This is a genomic window from Polaribacter sp. HaHaR_3_91, from assembly GCF_019278525.1.
In the GTDB taxonomy this organism is placed as follows: Bacteria; Bacteroidota; Bacteroidia; order Flavobacteriales; family Flavobacteriaceae; genus Polaribacter.
In genome coordinates this window covers 1,380,661-1,399,120 of record NZ_CP058986.1, presented here as the reverse complement: position 1 = coordinate 1,399,120, position 18,460 = coordinate 1,380,661, and the positions used below count along the sequence as shown (strand labels likewise).

The 18,460-nt window shown below is 32.9% G+C and carries 14 protein-coding genes and 5 tRNA genes; all 19 read right to left on the bottom strand.

Going from position 1 to position 18,460, the window contains the following annotated elements; all coding sequences use genetic code 11:
* Nucleotides 1-3 precede the first annotated feature (3 nt).
* Complete coding sequence (locus H0I27_RS05790; RefSeq protein WP_218732911.1) at nucleotides 4-2,853, bottom strand: TonB-dependent receptor; 2,850 nt, start codon at nucleotides 2,851-2,853, stop codon at nucleotides 4-6.
* Between the two features lie 225 nt (nucleotides 2,854-3,078).
* On the bottom strand, nucleotides 3,079-3,390 hold the full coding sequence (locus H0I27_RS05785; RefSeq protein ID WP_208888713.1) for a DUF3467 domain-containing protein: 312 nt from the start codon (nucleotides 3,388-3,390) through the stop codon (nucleotides 3,079-3,081).
* Nucleotides 3,391-3,587: 197 nt separating this feature from the next.
* Complete coding sequence (gene rpoC, locus H0I27_RS05780; RefSeq protein WP_218732910.1) at nucleotides 3,588-7,862, bottom strand: DNA-directed RNA polymerase subunit beta'; 4,275 nt, start codon at nucleotides 7,860-7,862, stop codon at nucleotides 3,588-3,590.
* Nucleotides 7,863-7,941: 79 nt separating this feature from the next.
* Nucleotides 7,942-11,703 (bottom strand): DNA-directed RNA polymerase subunit beta, encoded by a 3,762-nt coding sequence (gene rpoB, locus H0I27_RS05775; protein ID WP_254712752.1) that lies wholly within the window; start codon nucleotides 11,701-11,703, stop codon nucleotides 7,942-7,944.
* Nucleotides 11,704-11,898: 195 nt separating this feature from the next.
* A complete protein-coding gene (rplL, locus tag H0I27_RS05770) occupies nucleotides 11,899-12,273 on the bottom strand; it encodes a 50S ribosomal protein L7/L12 (RefSeq protein ID WP_218732908.1) in 375 nt (124 codons plus the stop codon).
* 51 nt (nucleotides 12,274-12,324) lie between these two features.
* Nucleotides 12,325-12,843: a 50S ribosomal protein L10 gene (rplJ, locus tag H0I27_RS05765; protein WP_218732907.1), complete on the bottom strand. Its 519-nt coding sequence runs from the start codon at nucleotides 12,841-12,843 to the stop codon at nucleotides 12,325-12,327.
* A gap of 19 nt (nucleotides 12,844-12,862) precedes the next feature.
* On the bottom strand, nucleotides 12,863-13,552 hold the full coding sequence (rplA, locus tag H0I27_RS05760; protein ID WP_165732784.1) for a 50S ribosomal protein L1: 690 nt from the start codon (nucleotides 13,550-13,552) through the stop codon (nucleotides 12,863-12,865).
* Nucleotides 13,553-13,572: 20 nt separating this feature from the next.
* Nucleotides 13,573-14,010, bottom strand: coding sequence for a 50S ribosomal protein L11 (rplK, locus tag H0I27_RS05755; RefSeq protein WP_218732906.1), 438 nt, complete (start codon nucleotides 14,008-14,010; stop codon nucleotides 13,573-13,575).
* Between the two features lie 76 nt (nucleotides 14,011-14,086).
* Complete coding sequence (nusG, locus tag H0I27_RS05750; RefSeq protein WP_068450834.1) at nucleotides 14,087-14,638, bottom strand: transcription termination/antitermination protein NusG; 552 nt, start codon at nucleotides 14,636-14,638, stop codon at nucleotides 14,087-14,089.
* A 2-nt stretch (nucleotides 14,639-14,640) separates the two neighbouring features.
* A complete protein-coding gene (gene secE, locus H0I27_RS05745; RefSeq protein WP_068450831.1) occupies nucleotides 14,641-14,838 on the bottom strand; it encodes a preprotein translocase subunit SecE in 198 nt (65 codons plus the stop codon).
* Between the two features lie 18 nt (nucleotides 14,839-14,856).
* Nucleotides 14,857-14,928, bottom strand: a tRNA-Trp gene (locus H0I27_RS05740).
* 75 nt (nucleotides 14,929-15,003) lie between these two features.
* The gene (tuf, locus tag H0I27_RS05735) at nucleotides 15,004-16,191 is read right to left on the bottom strand and encodes an elongation factor Tu (protein ID WP_218732905.1); all 1,188 of its coding nucleotides are present in this window, start codon (nucleotides 16,189-16,191) and stop codon (nucleotides 15,004-15,006) included.
* Between the two features lie 60 nt (nucleotides 16,192-16,251).
* A tRNA-Thr gene (locus H0I27_RS05730) sits at nucleotides 16,252-16,324 on the bottom strand.
* Between the two features lie 15 nt (nucleotides 16,325-16,339).
* A tRNA-Gly gene (locus H0I27_RS05725) sits at nucleotides 16,340-16,412 on the bottom strand.
* A 16-nt stretch (nucleotides 16,413-16,428) separates the two neighbouring features.
* Nucleotides 16,429-16,510: transfer RNA gene (locus H0I27_RS05720), tRNA-Tyr, on the bottom strand.
* 54 nt (nucleotides 16,511-16,564) lie between these two features.
* Nucleotides 16,565-16,638, bottom strand: a tRNA-Thr gene (locus tag H0I27_RS05715).
* A gap of 105 nt (nucleotides 16,639-16,743) precedes the next feature.
* Nucleotides 16,744-17,052: a ribosome-associated translation inhibitor RaiA gene (raiA, locus tag H0I27_RS05710; protein ID WP_165732787.1), complete on the bottom strand. Its 309-nt coding sequence runs from the start codon at nucleotides 17,050-17,052 to the stop codon at nucleotides 16,744-16,746.
* Between the two features lie 3 nt (nucleotides 17,053-17,055).
* Nucleotides 17,056-17,949 carry a tyrosine-type recombinase/integrase gene (locus H0I27_RS05705; protein WP_218732904.1) on the bottom strand — a complete coding sequence of 298 codons (894 nt, stop codon included), beginning with the start codon at nucleotides 17,947-17,949 and terminating at the stop codon, nucleotides 17,056-17,058.
* A gap of 101 nt (nucleotides 17,950-18,050) precedes the next feature.
* A complete protein-coding gene (gene rpsU, locus H0I27_RS05700; protein WP_036822200.1) occupies nucleotides 18,051-18,248 on the bottom strand; it encodes a 30S ribosomal protein S21 in 198 nt (65 codons plus the stop codon).
* Nucleotides 18,249-18,460: the final 212 nt, after the last annotated feature.

Sequence of the window (18,460 nt, the reverse complement as noted above, 5' to 3'; positions counted from 1 at the left end):
TTACTATTTTTTAAATAAATCATATTTTAAACCAAATGTAATTCTTCTACCATAGTATTCCATTTGCATTGTTCTACCACTTTCTCCTTGGTAATAACGTAATGGTTGGTTGGTAAGGTTATTTACACTGGCATAAATACTTAAATTCTTATTAATGGTATAACCTGTGCTAAAATCTAAGAAAAATTGTTTGTCGTAATAACGATCCTCAAATGCATTCCCTCCTATTTCATCTACATAAGCATCAGAAAAATTACCAGAAAGTCTTGCATTAAATTTTTGATCTGCATATCCTAAAGAAGCATTCACCATATTTGGTGTTGTATTTGGTAAATCTATATCTTCTCTTTCTTCACCGTCTTCATTACGAATTCCGTTTGCATCCGAAGTTAAAAAAGTATAATTTGCATACACACTAAAGTTTTTAAGAAAGCCTGGTAAGAAATCTAATTTTCTTTGAATTGCTAATTCTGCTCCAAAAATAGTTGCTTTATCTCCATTTAAAGGTTGATAAACTTCAAAACCAGTAGTTCCTGGTCCAAAAGTATCTGTAGTAGTTTCCGATTGAAAAGTATAGGTAAAATCTTTAATGTTTTTGTAGAATAAACCTCCAGATAAAATACCTACGTTCTCAAAATAAGTTTCTGCCATCACATCAAAATTCATAGAAGTTGTTGGCTTTAAATCTGGATTTCCTAAGAAGACTTCTTCATCACCGGTTACAACATCCAAAGTTGGTGTAATATCTACGTAATTTGGTCTTGCCAACGTATTGGTCCAAGCAAACCTTACTACCGTTTTATCAGAAACATCATATTTAAAATGTACACCTGGCATTAAGTTAGAATAAGAACTTTCTTCGGTTAAAGTACCGTCTAAAGTATCTTCATCTAAAATATTATTTCCTGTTGCCGTTAATTTTGTGTGCTCTAATCTTAAACCAACCAATACACTTAGCTTGTCAGACAATCTTTGATTGGTCATAAGGTAACCAGCAAATACATTTTCCTTTACATTATAATTTGCTCTTAAAAACTCATCACTTATAGTTTCTCCGTTGGTTAAATCTAAGCTACCTAACCACTCCTCATCTGCAAATAAACCTGCTTGGTATTGACTACCTGCTAAATAATCTGAATTCGAATAATCTTTGGTTGGTATAGATGATAAGGTAGGATAATCATCTTCTAAATCATATTCAAAAAAATCATTATCTCTTAATTTTGTTTTAAAGCGACCTCTAAATCCAAATTTTATAAATCCGTCTCCATGACCAAAGAAATCAGATGGTAATTCAAAATTAACAAAAGTATTAAAGTCTTTTTCCTCTGTATATTGATTTTCTTCTGTGATTTCACCGAATTCAAAACTAGAAAGATCATTAAAATCTGATGAATTTACAGCAGTAAACAAAGGGAATCTAGTATCAGAAATATCATTATTAATACTATATTCAGTTTCAAACTCCGCGTATCGCTCATTTAATCTTTCTTCGGATGCTTTAGCAAAAGAAGTCATCCAATCGATTTTTAATTTACCTGCAGCATGATTACCACCAAGTGTGTAATTTTGCATCTTTTGATCTTCTAAGCGTCTATTTTTATTTCGATCGTTATCAATACCACCTTTAGATTGTCTTTTAACTTCTACAGGAAACATTGTTGGGGTATTATCTGTAATGGAAAAATCTCCAAGTTCTATATCTTCTGCGTCTAAAATACCATGTTCTAATCTAAAACGATTTTCTCTATCGTCTCTCCAGTTATACATCGATTTAAAATAGATGTTATTGTCATCATTAATTTGATAATCAAAATTTGCAGAAAAACTTCTACGAACTCTTTGTACTAAATAGGTACGTTCTTCAAAAACATTTGCATACGGATTTACCTCCATTTCAACTTCTTCTCCAGCATCATTTGTATAGGCAAATTCATCAGTCCATTCTGCCTCTACATCATGAGAGCCAAAATCATTATCATTAATAGTTGCAGAAATCATCCAACCAAATTTTTTGTTTTTAGAACGATCTCCTACTAAAAAAGAACCATTTAAAATTCTTTTGTTTGTAATTGTATTTACACCAGAACCTGCTGTAGCAGATAACCTAAAACCTTGCGGAGAAGTTCTTGTAATTAAATTAACAGAACCACCTAAAGCATCTGCATCCATATCTGGCGTTACCGCTTTGTTAACTTGTATAGACTGTATCATGTCCGACGGAATTAAATCCATCTGTACATTTCTGTTATCTCCTTCTGCAGACGGAATTCTACTTCCGTTTAGAGTTACTGAGTTTAATTGTGGAGAAAGACCTCTAATAATAATATTTCTAGCTTCTCCTTGATCCACTTGCATCGTAATACCTGGAATTCTTTTAACTGCATCCCCAATATTTGCATCCGGAAATTTACCAATCTGATCTGTAGCAACTACATTAGTAATATTTAAATTATTTTTCTGAGTATTTAATGCTTTAGATTGGCTACCTAAGCTATAAGATGTAATTAAAACATCATCCAATAGAATACTTTCTGAAATAAGTGCTATTTTTACGGAAGTAGTTTCATTTTCTTTTACAATAACTTCTTGTAAAATATCTTTAAAACCTAAATAAGTTATTCTTATAGTGTGCGTACCAGCCGGTACACCAACTATGGTGAACTTTCCATCAAAATTAGAAATATCACCTTTTTTTAGCAATTCTATTAAAACATTTGCACCAGGCACATAAAGTCCATCTTTATCAGTAATAAGACCTTGTATTTTACTGGTTTGTGCAAATGAATTAAACGCACTTAACGACAGAAACATCGTTAATAAAAATAAATTAAAATTATAAAATTGTTTCATTATTTAGTTTTTTTATAACGCAAAAGTAAATTTTGATTTACTTAACATTATTAACTAATTAAAAACAAAAAGCTAATTTTATACTTAGTTTTAACCTGAATTAACGTTAACTTTAAAATGAATTAATCTAAATTTTAAACAATAAAACAAAAAAAATCAATTCACTTACTATAGAAATATAAGCAAAAAAAAAGACCACTTTAAAAGCAGTCTTTATCCTATTTATTAAGCCTGTCCTGTAGGACCAAAATTCATTGGAATTGGAGGTTGCTCGTAATCTTTAATTTCACCATGTTGTTCTTCAAACTTTCTAACATTGTCTGCTAAAGCTTGTGTTAACCTCTTAGCATGTTGCGGAGTTAAAATAATTCTAGATTTTACTTTTGCCTTAGGTACACCTGGCATAATATTAATAAAATCTACAATAAATTCTGACATAGAATGATTAATAATTGCTAGGTTAGAATACGTTCCTTCTGCAATTTCTTGATCTAACTCAATATTTATTTGTCCGTCTTTGTTTTGATTTTCTTCCATAATTAAAATTGTGTATTTGTTAATTCTAGTACATGTAAAATCGTAAAAAAAATTGAATTACCCCCGTAAAATTTCACCTTTATATTTATCAAAAGGTATAAAAAGAAAAAAGTTGAATTGAATAGTGCACCTGAGATACCCTAAACAATTCAACTTTTTAATAATTAAACTTTTAAACGTTTACACGTTTCGTTTATTTAGAAACTTTTTTCTATTTCGTCTTTAGGACCAACTAGAATGTTTTCATAAGCTCTCATACCTGTACCTGCTGGAATTCTCTTACCAACAATTACATTTTCTTTTAAGCCTTCTAATGTATCTATTTTACCACTAACAGCAGCCTCGTTTAATACTTTTGTAGTTTCCTGGAAAGAAGCTGCAGAAATAAACGATTTTGTTTGAAGTGATGCTCTTGTAATACCTTGTAAAACTTGCTCTGCCGTTGCCGGTTTAGCCTCTCTTGCCGTTACTAAGTTCTGATCATTTCTTCTTAATAAAGAATTTTCATCTCTTAGTTGACGAGCAGTAATAATCTGACCTGCACTTAAGTTTTCTGAATCTCCAGCGTCTTCAACAACCTTCATTCCAAAAATATCATCGTTGTCTTTGATAAAGTCAATTTTATGAACTAATTGATTCTCTAATAATAAAGTATCACCAGAATCTATAATTTTAACTTTACGCATCATTTGACGAACAACAACCTCAAAATGCTTGTCATTAATTTTTACACCTTGTAAACGATATACTTCTTGAATTTCGTTTACCAAGTACATTTGTACTGCAGATGGACCTTGAATTCTTAAAATATCTGAAGGAGTTGTAGCTCCGTCTGATAATGGCATACCAGCTTTAATAAAGTCATTTTCTTGAACTAAGATTTGATTAGAAAGTTTTACTAAATACTTACTAATATCTCCAGTTTTAGATTCAACGATAATTTCTCTATTTCCACGTTTAATTTTACCGAAAGAAACAACACCATCAATCTCAGAAACAACAGATGGATTAGAAGGATTACGTGCTTCGAATAATTCTGTTACACGTGGTAAACCTCCTGTAATATCCCCAGCTTTACCAGATTTTCTTGGTATTTTAACTAAAGTATGACCACTTTCTACTTTATCTCCATCAGTAACCATTAAGTGTGCACCTAAAGGTAAACTATAAGAACGTAAAGCATTACCGTCATTATCTTCAATAATTAAAGATGGAATGATTTTTTTGTTTTTCGAATCGATCATTACAATCTCTTGGAAACCTGTTTGCTCATCTACTTCTACAGAGTAATTGATACCTTGTATTAAATTATCAAACTTAACTTTTCCTCCAAATTCAGAAACAATAACCCCGTTAAATGGATCCCATTGTACAATAGCATCTCCTTTTTTAATGGATTTTATTTCTTTATCAAAAATAATAGATCCATAAGGAAGGATATTTGTACTTTGAGTAATTCCTGTTTTCTTATCTATAATTTTAATCTCAGCGGTTCTAGATATTACGATGTCAATATCTTTACCTTCATTGTCTTTACCAACAACTGTACGTAAATCATCGATAACAACTTTACCATCAAACTTAGCAATTAATTTATTCTCTTCAGAAATATTACCTGCAACCCCACCAACGTGGAATGTACGTAATGTTAACTGTGTACCTGGCTCTCCAATAGATTGTGCAGCAATTACACCAACTGCCTCACCAATTTGTACTTTGTTAAGGGTAGATAAACTCTGTCCGTAACATTTTGCACAAATACCTTTTGTAGATTCACAAGTTAAAGCAGATCTTACTTCTACAGCATCAATACCAGACTTTTCAACAGCAACAGCTAATTGATAAGAAATTGGTTGATTCGCTTTTAAAAGAACCTCTTCTGTTAACGGGTGATATACGTCGTTTAATGAAACTCTACCTTCAATTCTCTCTGATAAAGATTCTACAATCTCATCATTTTTCTTTAAAGGAGCTACTTCTAAACCTCTTAATGTACCACAATCTTCTTCGTTAATAATAACATCTTGAGAAACATCTACTAATCTACGAGTTAAGTAACCAGCATCTGCCGTTTTTAACGCCGTATCCGCAAGTCCCTTACGAGCACCGTGAGTAGAAATAAAGTATTCAAGAATTGATAAACCTTCCTTAAAGTTAGAAAGAATCGGATTCTCAATAATTTCTCCACCACCTGCAGTAGATTTCTTAGGTTTTGCCATTAATCCACGCATACCTGTTAACTGACGAATCTGCTCCTTAGAACCCCTTGCACCAGAATCAAGCATCATGTATACCGAGTTGAAACCTTGTTGATCTTCACGTAAACGTTTCATAGATAATTCAGTTAAATCGTTATTGGTTCTACCCCAAATATCAATTACCTGATTATAACGCTCTTTTTGCGTTAACATACCCATGTTATAATTCCCTACAATGATATCCACCTCTTTGTTGGCTTCATCAATCATAGATTGTTTTTCTTTAGGAATAATAATATCCCCTAATGAGAATGATAAACCACCTTGGAAGGCAAATTTATATCCCATATTTTTTATATTGTCTAAGAATTCTCCTGTTGTAGGGATATCAGTAGCTTTTAAAATACCACCAATAATTCCACGTAAGTTTTTCTTAGTTAATACCTCATTAATGTAACCAGCTTTCGCAGGAACAACCTCGTTAAATAATACTCTACCAACAGTAGTTTTAATTATTTTTCTAACTTGTTCTCCGTTCTCATCAACATCGTAAGTTCTTACTTTAATTCCAGCATTTAAGTCTACCATTTCTTCGTTAAAAGCAATCGTTACTTCTTCTGGTGAATAAAAAGTTAATCCTTCTCCTTTAATTTTCACTTCTGGAGTAGAGATTCTCTCTTTAGTCATATAGTATAAACCAAGTACCATATCCTGAGAAGGAACTGTTACTGGTGCACCATTTGCAGGATTTAAGATATTATGAGAAGCCAACATTAATAATTGTGCTTCTAAAATAGCTTCTGGTCCTAATGGTAAGTGAACCGCCATTTGATCTCCATCAAAATCCGCATTAAATGCAGAACATGCTAATGGGTGTAATTGGATTGCTTTTCCTTCAATTAATTTTGGTTGAAAAGCTTGTATACCTAGTCTGTGTAATGTAGGAGCCCTGTTTAATAAAACTGGATGTCCTTTAATTACATTTTCTAAAATATCCCAAACAACTGGTTCTTTTCTATCTATTATTTTCTTTGCAGATTTTACTGTTTTTACAATTCCTCTTTCAATTAGTTTTCTAATTACAAAAGGTTTGTAAAGTTCAGCTGCCATGTCTTTTGGCAATCCACACTCAGATAATTTCATTTCTGGTCCAACAACAATTACAGAACGTGCAGAATAATCAACACGCTTTCCTAATAAATTCTGACGGAAACGTCCTTGTTTACCTTTTAATGAATCTGATAAAGATTTTAAAGGTCTGTTAGATTCAGTTTTTACTGCAGATGATTTACGTGTGTTGTCAAATAAAGAATCTACAGACTCTTGTAACATACGCTTCTCATTACGTAAAATAACTTCTGGAGCTTTTATTTCAACCAATCTTTTTAAACGATTGTTTCTAATAATAACTCTTCTATAAAGATCATTTAAATCTGAAGTTGCAAAACGTCCACCATCTAAAGGAACCAAAGGTCTTAATTCTGGTGGAATAACTGGTACAGCTTTCATAATCATCCATTCTGGATGATTCTCTCTATTTTTCTGAGAGTCTCTAAATGCTTCAACAACATTTAAACGTTTTAATGCTTCAGTTTTACGTTGTTTAGACGTTTCTGTATTTGCTTTGTGTCTTAATTCAAAAGACAACCCATCTAAATCGATGCGCGCTAATAAATCAATTAAACATTCAGCACCCATTTTAGCGATAAACTTGTTTGGGTCAGAATCATCTAAGTATTGGTTGTCTTGTGGTAACTCATCAGCAATATCTAAATATTCTTCTTCCGTTAAGAAATCCATTTTTTGTAATGGCTCTCCTTCCACATTCTTTGCAATACCTGGTTGAATTACTACATAACGTTCGTAGTAAATAATCATATCTAACTTCTTAGATGGCAAACCTAAAAGGTAACCCATTTTGTTAGGTAATGATCTAAAATACCAAATATGAGCAACAGGCACAACTAAGTTGATATGCCCTACTCTTTCTCTACGTACTTTCTTTTCAGTTACTTCTACACCACATCTATCACAAACGATACCTTTGTAGCGAATTCTTTTGTACTTTCCACAAGCACATTCATAATCCTTTACAGGACCAAAAATACGCTCACAAAATAAACCATCTCTTTCTGGCTTGTGCGTACGGTAATTTATAGTTTCTGGTTTTAAAACTTCACCTTTAGAAATTTCTAAAATAGCTTCTGGTGATGATAAACCAATTGAGATTTTGTTAAACTTTTTTACAGTGTATTTCTCTTGTTTTCTTGCCATGTCTTTTGATAAGTATTCAGTTGGCAGTATTCAATTACCAGTTACAAAATTGTAACTGGTAATTGGTTACTGAAAAAATTTATTCTTCTAATCTAACGTCTAAACCTAAACCTTTAAGTTCATGCATTAATACGTTAAACGACTCTGGTAAACCTGGTTCTGGCATAGCTTCACCTTTCACGATACTTTCGTATGTTTTAGCTCTTCCCATAACATCATCCGATTTCACAGTTAAGATTTCTCTTAAGATACTTGATGCACCATAAGCCTCAAGTGCCCAAACTTCCATCTCTCCAAAACGCTGACCCCCAAATTGTGCTTTACCACCTAAAGGTTGTTGTGTAATTAATGAATATGGTCCAATAGAACGCGCATGCATTTTATCTTCAATCATGTGACCTAACTTAATCATATAAATGATACCAACTGTTGCTGGTTGATCGAAACGTTTTCCTGTTCCACCATCATATAAATAAGTATGTCCAAATCTTGGTACACCTGCTGTATCGGTAATCTCATTAATCTGGTCTAAAGATGCTCCATCAAAAATTGGTGTTGCATATTTAGTGTTTAATTTTTGACCTGCCCAACCAAGAACAGTTTCATAAATCTGACCAATGTTCATACGAGAAGGTACCCCTAATGGATTTAATACGATATCAACTGGAGTTCCGTCCTCTAAGAAAGGCATATCTTCTGCACGTACAATACGAGCAACAATACCTTTATTTCCGTGACGTCCCGCCATTTTATCACCTACTTTTAACTTACGTTTCTTAGCGATATAAACTTTAGCAAGCTTTAAAATTCCTGCTGGCAATTCATCTCCAACAGAGATAGTAAATTTTTGACGACGTAAAGAACCTTGTAAATCATTTACTTTAATTTTGTAATTATGAACTAATTCACCTACAAAACTATTTAAGTCTTTATCCGTTGTCCAAGAACCTGTTAAGTGAATATAATCATCAACAGAATTTAACATTTTAAGTGTGTATTTTTTACCTTTTGGTAAAACTTCTTCACCTAAATCATTGTAAACTCCTTGCGAAGTTTTTCCACTGATAAGTAAAAACAACTTGTCTATTAAAACATCTTTTAAACCTTCGAATTTAGATACAAAAGAAGCTTCTAACTTAGCTACTGCTTCTTTATCTCTTAATCTCTTGTTTTTATCTTTAACAGCTCTTCTAAATAATTTTTTATCAATTACTACACCTCTTAATGATGGAGAAGCTTTTAACGATGCATCTTTTACATCACCTGCTTTATCACCAAAAATAGCACGTAATAATTTTTCTTCTGGAGTAGGATCTGATTCTCCTTTTGGTGTAATTTTACCAATTAAGATATCACCAGGATTCACTTCTGCTCCAATTCTAATCATTCCATTTTCATCTAAATCTTTGGTAGCTTCTTCAGAAACGTTAGGGATATCATTAGTTAACTCTTCAGTTCCTAATTTTGTATCTCTTACGTCTAAAGAATACTCATCAATATGAATAGATGTAAATATATCTTCACGAACAACTTTTTCAGAAATTACAATCGCATCCTCAAAGTTATACCCTTTCCAAGGCATAAAGGCTACTTTCATGTTTCTACCTAAAGCTAATTCTCCTTTTTGTGTTGCATAACCTTCACAAAGAACTTGTCCTTCTTCAACTCTATCTCCTTTTTCAACAATCGGTTTTAGGTTGATGTTTGTTCCTTGATTCGTTTTTCTAAATTTAATTAAGTTATAAGAAACTTCATCAGATTCAAAACTAACAAGTTTTTCCTCTTCTGTTCTATCATACTTAATTGTAATTTTATTAGCATCTACATAAGTAACTTCTCCAGCTCCTTCAGCATTAATTAAGATACGAGAATCTTTTGCAACTCTACGCTCTAAACCTGTACCTACAATTGGAGATTCTGGTCTTAATAATGGTACTGCCTGACGCATCATGTTAGATCCCATCAACGCTCTATTCGCATCATCATGTTCCAAGAAAGGAATTAAAGATGCAGAAATTGAAGCAATCTGATTAGGAGCAACATCCATAAAGTTAATGTCTTCAGGACCAACAACTGGGAAATCACCACCTTCACGTGAAATCATTCTTTCAGCTACAAAGCGTCCATCAGAATCTAATTCTAAGTTAGATTGAGCAAATTTCATTCCCTCTTCTTCCTCAGCACTTAAATATGTTGGCTCTTCAGTTCCAACAACACCTTCTACAACTTTTCTGTATGGCGTCTCAATAAATCCTAAATTATTCACTTTTGCAAAAACAGAAAGTGAAGAAATTAAACCAATATTTGGTCCCTCAGGAGTTTCAATTGGACATAAACGACCATAGTGAGTATAATGAACATCACGTACCTCAAAACCAGCTCTTTCTCTAGATAAACCACCCGGTCCTAGTGCAGATAATCTACGCTTGTGAGTAATCTCTGCTAAAGGATTGGTTTGATCCATAAACTGAGACAATTGGTTGGTACCAAAGAATGAGTTAATTACAGATGATAATGTTTTAGCATTAATTAAATCGATAGGTGTAAACACCTCGTTATCACGTACATTCATACGCTCACGAATTGTTCTAGCCATACGAGCTAAACCAACACCAAACTGACCTGCTAATTGCTCACCAACAGTTCTTACACGTCTGTTAGATAAGTGATCAATATCATCTACCTCTGCTTTAGAGTTGATTAACTCAATTAAATATTTAATAATCGTTATAATATCTAATTTTGTTAATACTTTTTGATCAATAGGTTCATTTAACTGAAGTTTAGTGTTCATTCTAAAACGACCAACTTCACCTAAATTATATCTTTGTTCAGAAAAGAATAACTTATCAATAATACCTCTTGCTGTCTCCTCATCTGGCGGTTCTGCATTACGTAATTGTCTATAGATATGTTCTACTGCCTCTTTTTCGGAATTCGTAGGATCTTTCTGTAAAGTATTATGAATAATAGCATAATCTGCCATATCGTTATCTTCTTTATGAAGTAAAACGGTTTTAGCACCTGCGTCTATTATTTCATCAATATGTTCTTTATCTAAAATGGTATCACGATCAAAAATTATTTCATTTCTTTCGATAGATACAACTTCACCAGTATCTTCATCCACAAAATCTTCATGCCAAGTTTTTAAAACTCTAGCAGCTAATTTGCGACCTAATACTTTTTTTAATCCAGCTTTAGAAACCTTCACCTCTTCCGCAAGGTCAAATATCTCTAAAATATCTTTATCTCTTTCAAAACCGATTGCTCTGAATAATGTTGTTACTGGTAATTTTTTCTTTCTATCAATGTAAGCATACATTACTTGATTGATATCGGTAGCAAATTCTATCCAAGAACCTTTAAAAGGAATTACCCTTGCTGAATATAATTTTGTACCATTTGCATGGAAAGATTGTCCGAAGAATACACCAGGAGACCTGTGTAATTGTGAAACAACAACACGCTCTGCACCATTAATAACAAAGGTACCAGAGTTAGTCATATAAGGTATTGTACCAAGATATACATCTTGCACAATAGTTTCGAAATCTTCATGTTCTGGATCTGTACAGTACAATTTTAGACGTGCTTTTAAAGGCACACTGTGCGTTAAACCTCTTTCAATACACTCTTGTATAGAGTATCTTGGTGGGTCTACGAAGTAATCTAAAAATTCTAAAACGAATTGATTTCTTGTATCTGTAATTGGAAAGTTATCCATGAAGGTTTTGTACAAACCTTCTTCACCTCTTTCTTCTGCCTTAGTTTGAAGTTGGAAAAAATCTTGAAAAGATTTTACCTGAATATCCAAAAAGTCTGGATATTCCTTTATCATTTGAGAAGTAGCGAAGTTGATTCTTTCAGTAGTGTTTTTCGTTGCCAAAAGAGAATATTTTTTTGATTAAAATCTGAAATAAAAATAAAAAACGAATATATACACAAAATGGTTTAGGTCTAAAAACGTTAGTTCTTAGTACCTAAACCTAAATTTGTTTTCCCGTTTCGATTACTCGAACTCGGGACAAAATGCTTACTTAAGCTCTACCTCAGCTCCAGCTTCTTCTAAAGATTTTTTAAGACCTTCAGCCTCATCTTTAGAAACACCTTCTTTTACTGCTGCTGGTGCGCTATCTACGATACCTTTAGCTTCTTTTAATCCTAAACCAGTTAATTCTTTAACTAATTTTACAACTGCTAATTTAGAAGAACCTGCTGCTGTTAAGATAACATCAAATTCAGTTTGTTCATCTGCTGCTTCTTCTCCTCCTGCTGCTGGACCTGCTACTGCTACTGCTGCTGCTGCTGGCTCAATACCATATTCATCTTTTAAAATAGTAGCTAATTCATTAACTTCTTTTACTGTTAAGTTAACTAATTGCTCTGCGAAATCTTTTAATTCTGCCATTTTAATTGTTTTTAAAAATTTTGTTTATTTATAGTTTATTTGTGCGCGTACTTATTTTTCAGATAAAGTCTTAAGAATACCTGAAATTGTTTGTCCACCAGATTGTAATGCTGAAATAACATTTTTAGCTGGAGACTGTAATAATCCAATGATTTCACCAATAAGCTCTTCTCTAGATTTAATATCTACTAAAGCATCTAATTGATCATCACCAATGTAAACAGATTCTTCTGCAAATGCACCTTTTAAAACAGGCTTATCTTTAGTTTTCTTTCTGAATTCTTTGATTAATTTAGCTGGAGCATTAGCTGCTTCAGAAATCATCATTGATGTATTACCTTTTAATACTGTTGGTAAGTCTCCAAATTCTTTATCTGAAGCTTCCATTGCTTTTGCAAGTAATGTGTTTTTAACAACTGATAACTGAATTCCTGCTTTAAAACAAGCTCTACGTAAGTTAGAGGTAGTTTGTGCATTTAACCCAGAAATATCTGCTAAATATAACGTATTTGTATCTGCTAATACTGCTGTTAAATCTTGTATTACTTGTGATTTCTCTTCTCTAGTCATAATTATAAGTTTTAACGTATTAAACAGCTTTCACCTCAACAGCAATACTAGGACTCATAGTACTAGACATAAAAACGCTTTTTACATACGTTCCTTTTGCAGTTGTTGGTTTCAATTTAATAATAGTTTGTATTAATTCGTTTGCATTTTCCTCAATTTTCTTCGCATCAAAAGATACTTTTCCAATTGCAGCATGAACGATACCAGTTTTATCAACTTTAAAATCGATTTTACCAGCTTTTACATCTGTAACAGCTTTTGCAACATCCATTGTTACTGTACCAGTCTTTGGGTTTGGCATTAAACCTCTAGGACCTAAAATTCTTCCTAAAGGACCTAATTTCCCCATTACACTTGGCATGGTAATAATTACGTCTACATCTGTCCAACCTCCTTTAATTTTCTGAAGGTATTCATCTAATCCAACATAATCTGCACCTGCTGCTGTAGCTTCGGCTTCTTTATCTGGAGTTACTAATGCTAAAACTTTTACATCTTTTCCTGTTCCGTGAGGTAATGTTACTACACCACGAACCATTTGATTAGCTTTACGAGGATCTACTCCTAAACGTATTGCTAAATCTACTGATGCATCAAACTTTACATTAGTAATGTCTTTGACTAGCGCTGAAGCCGCTGCTAAATCATAAGATTTAGAGCTATCTAACTTTGCGTGAGCTTCTTTTTGCTTTTTTGTTAATTTTGCCATTTTACTACTTTTTATAAAGTTTATGCTGGTGCATTACCTTTTACTGTTAATCCCATAGAACGAGCCGTACCTGCAATCATTCGCATTGCTGAAGAAATTTCAAAGGCATTTAAATCTACCATTTTGTCTTCTGCAATAATTTGAATTTGATCCCAAGTAACTGATGCTACTTTCTTTCTGTTTGGTTCTCCTGAACCTTTTTTAATTTTGGCTGCTTCTAGTAACTGAACTGCTGCAGGAGGAGTTTTAACAAGAAAATCGAATGATTTATCTTTGAAAACAGTAATAACAACAGGTAAAACTTTACCTTGTTTGTCTTGCGTTCTTGCATTAAACTGTTTACAGAACTCCATAATGTTAACACCAGCAGCTCCTAAAGCAGGTCCAACCGGCGGCGATGGATTCGCTGAGCCTCCCTTTACTTGTAACTTAACTACTTTACTAACTTCTTTTGCCATTTTAAAAATGTTTAATGATTTATTTTAAGTTGGAAGCCAAAAAATAAATCGATATCAATATATATTTGTGTAACAATTATATTTTTTCTACTTGCATATAACTTAATTCTAATGGTGTTTTTCTTCCGAATATTTTCACCATTACCTCAAGCTTACGCTTTTCTTCATTCACTTTCTCAATAGTTCCGTCAAATCCATTAAAAGGACCATCTACAACTTTTACAGTTTCACCGATATTAAAAGGAATTGCAATATTTTCATCTTGGATTGATAGTTCATCAACTTTACCTAACATTCTGTTAACTTCAGATTTACGCATAGGAACAGGCTCACCACCTTTAACTTCTCCTAAAAACCCAATAACACCTGTTATACCTTTAATTACGTGAGGAACTTCTCCAGATAGATTAGCTTCAACCATAATATAACCAGGAAAGTATACTCTTTCTCTGTTTACTTTTTTCCCATTTCTAATCTGAATAACTTTTTCAGTTGGTACAATTACCTGACTAACATAATCTGATAATCCTACTCTAGAAATTTCTGTTTCTATGTAAGCTTTTACTTTATTTTCTTGTCCTCCAATGGCTCTAACAACATACCACTTCATTACTGAATCAGCTGCCATAATTAGTTAGATTTAAACATTCCAAAAAAGTTATCTAATCCTGTTTGAAAAACATAATCTATACCAGCTACAGCTAAAGCAAATACAATCGTAAAAACAGCAACAGTTACTGTAGTTTTTTGAGCTTCTTCTTTAGTTACCCACGTCATGTGATTGCTTAATTCGTCAAAAGAATCTTTGATGTATTGTATAAAGTTCATTTTTCTTATATTTAATTGCACGGGCGGAGAGATTCGAACTCCCGACAGCTGGTTTTGGAGACCAGTGCTCTACCGCTGAACTACGCCCGTATTTTAATTCAATATTAAAGGCGTTCCGTTAGAAACGGAACACCCTTAGAATTTATTTATTAAAAACTAATAATCTTAGTCTAATAATTCAGTAACCTGACCTGCTCCAACTGTTCTACCACCCTCACGGATTGCAAAACGTAAACCAACATTTAATGCGATTGGTTGAATTAAATCTACTGTAATTGTTAAGTTATCTCCTGGCATAACCATTTCAACTCCTTCAGGTAAATTAATAGTACCTGTTACATCTGTAGTTCTTACATAGAACTGTGGACGATAGTTGTTATGGAATGGAGTGTGACGACCACCTTCTTCTTTCTTAAGAACATAAACTTCTGCTTTAAACTTAGCATGTGGAGTTACAGAACCTGGCTTACAGATTACCATTCCTCTTTTTATGTCTTCTTTTGCAATACCTCTTAATAAGATACCTGCATTATCTCCTGCCTCACCTCTATCTAAGATTTGACGGAACATTTCAATACCAGTAATAGTAGAAGTCATTTTTTCAGCTCCCATACCAATAATATCTACAACATCACCTGTATTAGCAATACCAGTCTCAATACGACCAGTTGCAACAGTACCACGTCCAGTAATAGAGAATACATCCTCAACTGGCATTAAGAAATCTTTATCAACTTCTCTTAAAGGCTCCTCAATCCAAGCATCAACTGCTTCCATTAATTCTAAAACAGTATCAACCCATTTTTGCTCACCATTAAGTGCACCTAATGCAGATCCAGCAATTACCGGTCCGTTATCACCATCATACTCATAGAAAGAAAGTAATTCTCTTACTTCCATATCTACTAATTCGATTAATTCTTCATCATCAACCATATCCACTTTATTCATGAATACAACCATACGAGGAATACCAACCTGACGACCTAATAAGATATGCTCTCTAGTTTGAGGCATTGGCCCATCTGTAGCAGCAACAACTAAAATAGCACCGTCCATTTGAGCAGCACCTGTAACCATGTTCTTCACATAATCCGCGTGACCAGGACAGTCAACGTGCGCATAGTGACGATTAGCAGTTTGATACTCTACGTGAGAAGTATTAATTGTAATACCTCTTTCTTTTTCTTCTGGTGCATTATCAATCTGATCAAAAGACCTAGCTTCAGAAAATCCTGCATCAGCTAATACTTTAGTAATAGCCGCAGTTAAAGTTGTTTTACCGTGATCTACGTGTCCGATAGTACCAATGTTTAAGTGTGGTTTCGAACGGTCAAAAGTTCCTTTTGCCATAATTATTAATTTTAATTCTTTAGTTTATTATATTTAGTGTGTAATGATAAATATTATATGAGCCAGCGATGGGATTTGAACCCACGACCTCATCCCTACCAAGGATGCGCTCTACCAACTGAGCTACACCGGCTTGCTGATAAAATTGAGCGAAAGACCGGGTTCGAACCGGCGACATTCAGCTTGGAAGGCTGACGCTCTACCAACTGAGCTACTTTCGCAATAATATGTAAATTGTGGGGAGAGCAGGATTCGAACCTGCGAAGACGTAGTCAACGGAGTTACAGTCCGTCCTCGTTGGCCGCTTGAGTATCTCCCCTTTAATTTACTATTTCAATGAACTTAATTGCTTTCGCAATTCTTATTGTTTTTGAGCCGATGGAGGGACTCGAACCCACGACCTGCTGATTACAAATCAGCTGCTCTAGCCAGCTGAGCTACATCGGCTTTTGATGTAAAAAACAATCCGCTATTTCTAACGGATTGCAAATGTACGAAGTTATTTCAGTTTTCAAAACTTTTTTTAAAGTTTTTTCATTTTTTTTTTCATTTTTATGAATTAACAGAGTCTCGAAGCTTTTCTTTAGACCTTTTTAACTGTCTTTTTAAATTATCAACCGCAGCATTAACGCCCTCTTCAAAGGTTTTTGCCTCTCTTTTTATGATTAACTCACTTCCTGGTATATTTATCTTAACTTCTGTAACTTTATTTTCTTTATCGCTCGTATTAATCACTTTTAAAAAAACTTCTGCGTCAACTATCTTATCGTGAAATTTAGTTAATGATAAAACCTTTTCATCTACATATGCTATAAGTTCTTTATCTGCATTAAAATTAACTGATTGCGTGAATACTTTCATATTTTATTGTGTTTTATGACTCTTAGGGTGAGCCTGATTATATACTTTTTTAATAACAGCAAGACTATTTTGCGTATAGACTTGTGTTGAAGCTAAAGATGAATGCCCTAACAACTCTTTAACTGAATTTATATCTGCCCCTTCATTTAAAAGATGTGTTGCAAAAGAATGCCTTAATATGTGAGGGCTTTTTTTCTGCTTTGAAGAGACTTGACTAAAGTAGGTATTAATAATTCTGTAAACAAGAGTTTCATAAATTTTATTTCCTTTTTCGGTAATAAAAAGCTCCTCTAAACCAATTGTAAATTCTTGTTTAAGTTTTAAATATTGTTTTAACGTTTGAATAACAGTATCTAATAAAGGCACAAAGCGTTCTTTATTTCTTTTCCCCAATACTTTTATAGTTTTATCTAATAAACTAACGTCTCTTTCTTTTATATTAATTAACTCTGCTCTTCTAATACCTGTGGAATAAAACAATTCAACAATTAATTTGTTTCTAATGGATGTAAAAGTAACATCGACCTCTTTTTCTATTTGATTGATAACCTCATTAATTTCTTTTGATGTAAAAGGCACCTGAACTCTTTTTTCTGTTTTTAAGGCTTTATGCTTAGAAAGCGGATTTAGTTCTACCTGTTTGGTTTTTTGTAAAAATTTATAAAAAGACTTTAAAGAACTTACCTTTCTATTAATGGTTCTATTTGATATTTGAGTATCTACTAAAAAAACAATCCAACTTCTAATTTGTGGATAATGCACTTCTAACAAACTTTCTTGACCATACTCCGTCTCTAAAAAATCTCTAAATGAGGTTAAATCGTTTTTATAAGCAGTAATAGTATGTAAAGAGTATTTTTTCTCAAAAGACAAATATTCTAAAAAAGGATCAATCAAATTGTTAGATATTAAGTGTTAGTAAATTTACAAAAAATTGAACACAAAAAACCCGTATTGAAAATTCAATACGGGTTTTATTTCTTAGAATTAAGTTATTTCTAACCTACTTCTTCTTGTGTTCTTAATCTCTGAACGTAAGAAGCTTTAATTCTTTGAGCTCTGTTTGCTACAGAAGGTTTTGTGAAGTTCTTTCTAGCACGTAAGTTTTTCATCGTTTTTGTACGATCGAATTTTCTCTTGTAACGCTTTAAAGCTCTATCGATATTCTCTCCTTCTTTAATTGGTATAATTAACATAAGTTGGCACCTCCCTTCATAGTCTCTTTATATTTTAGAATAGTATTTAAACTATTATTTTTATTTTTTGGACTGCAAATGTAATTACAAATTATGAATTGACAATTAGTTATTACAATATATTTTAAAAAAGCCATATGTGTTAGGGATTGAACGACTTGTTTGAGCTCTTTTGAGGCACGAAAAAAGCGAGTAGTGAAAGCCCGACCTTT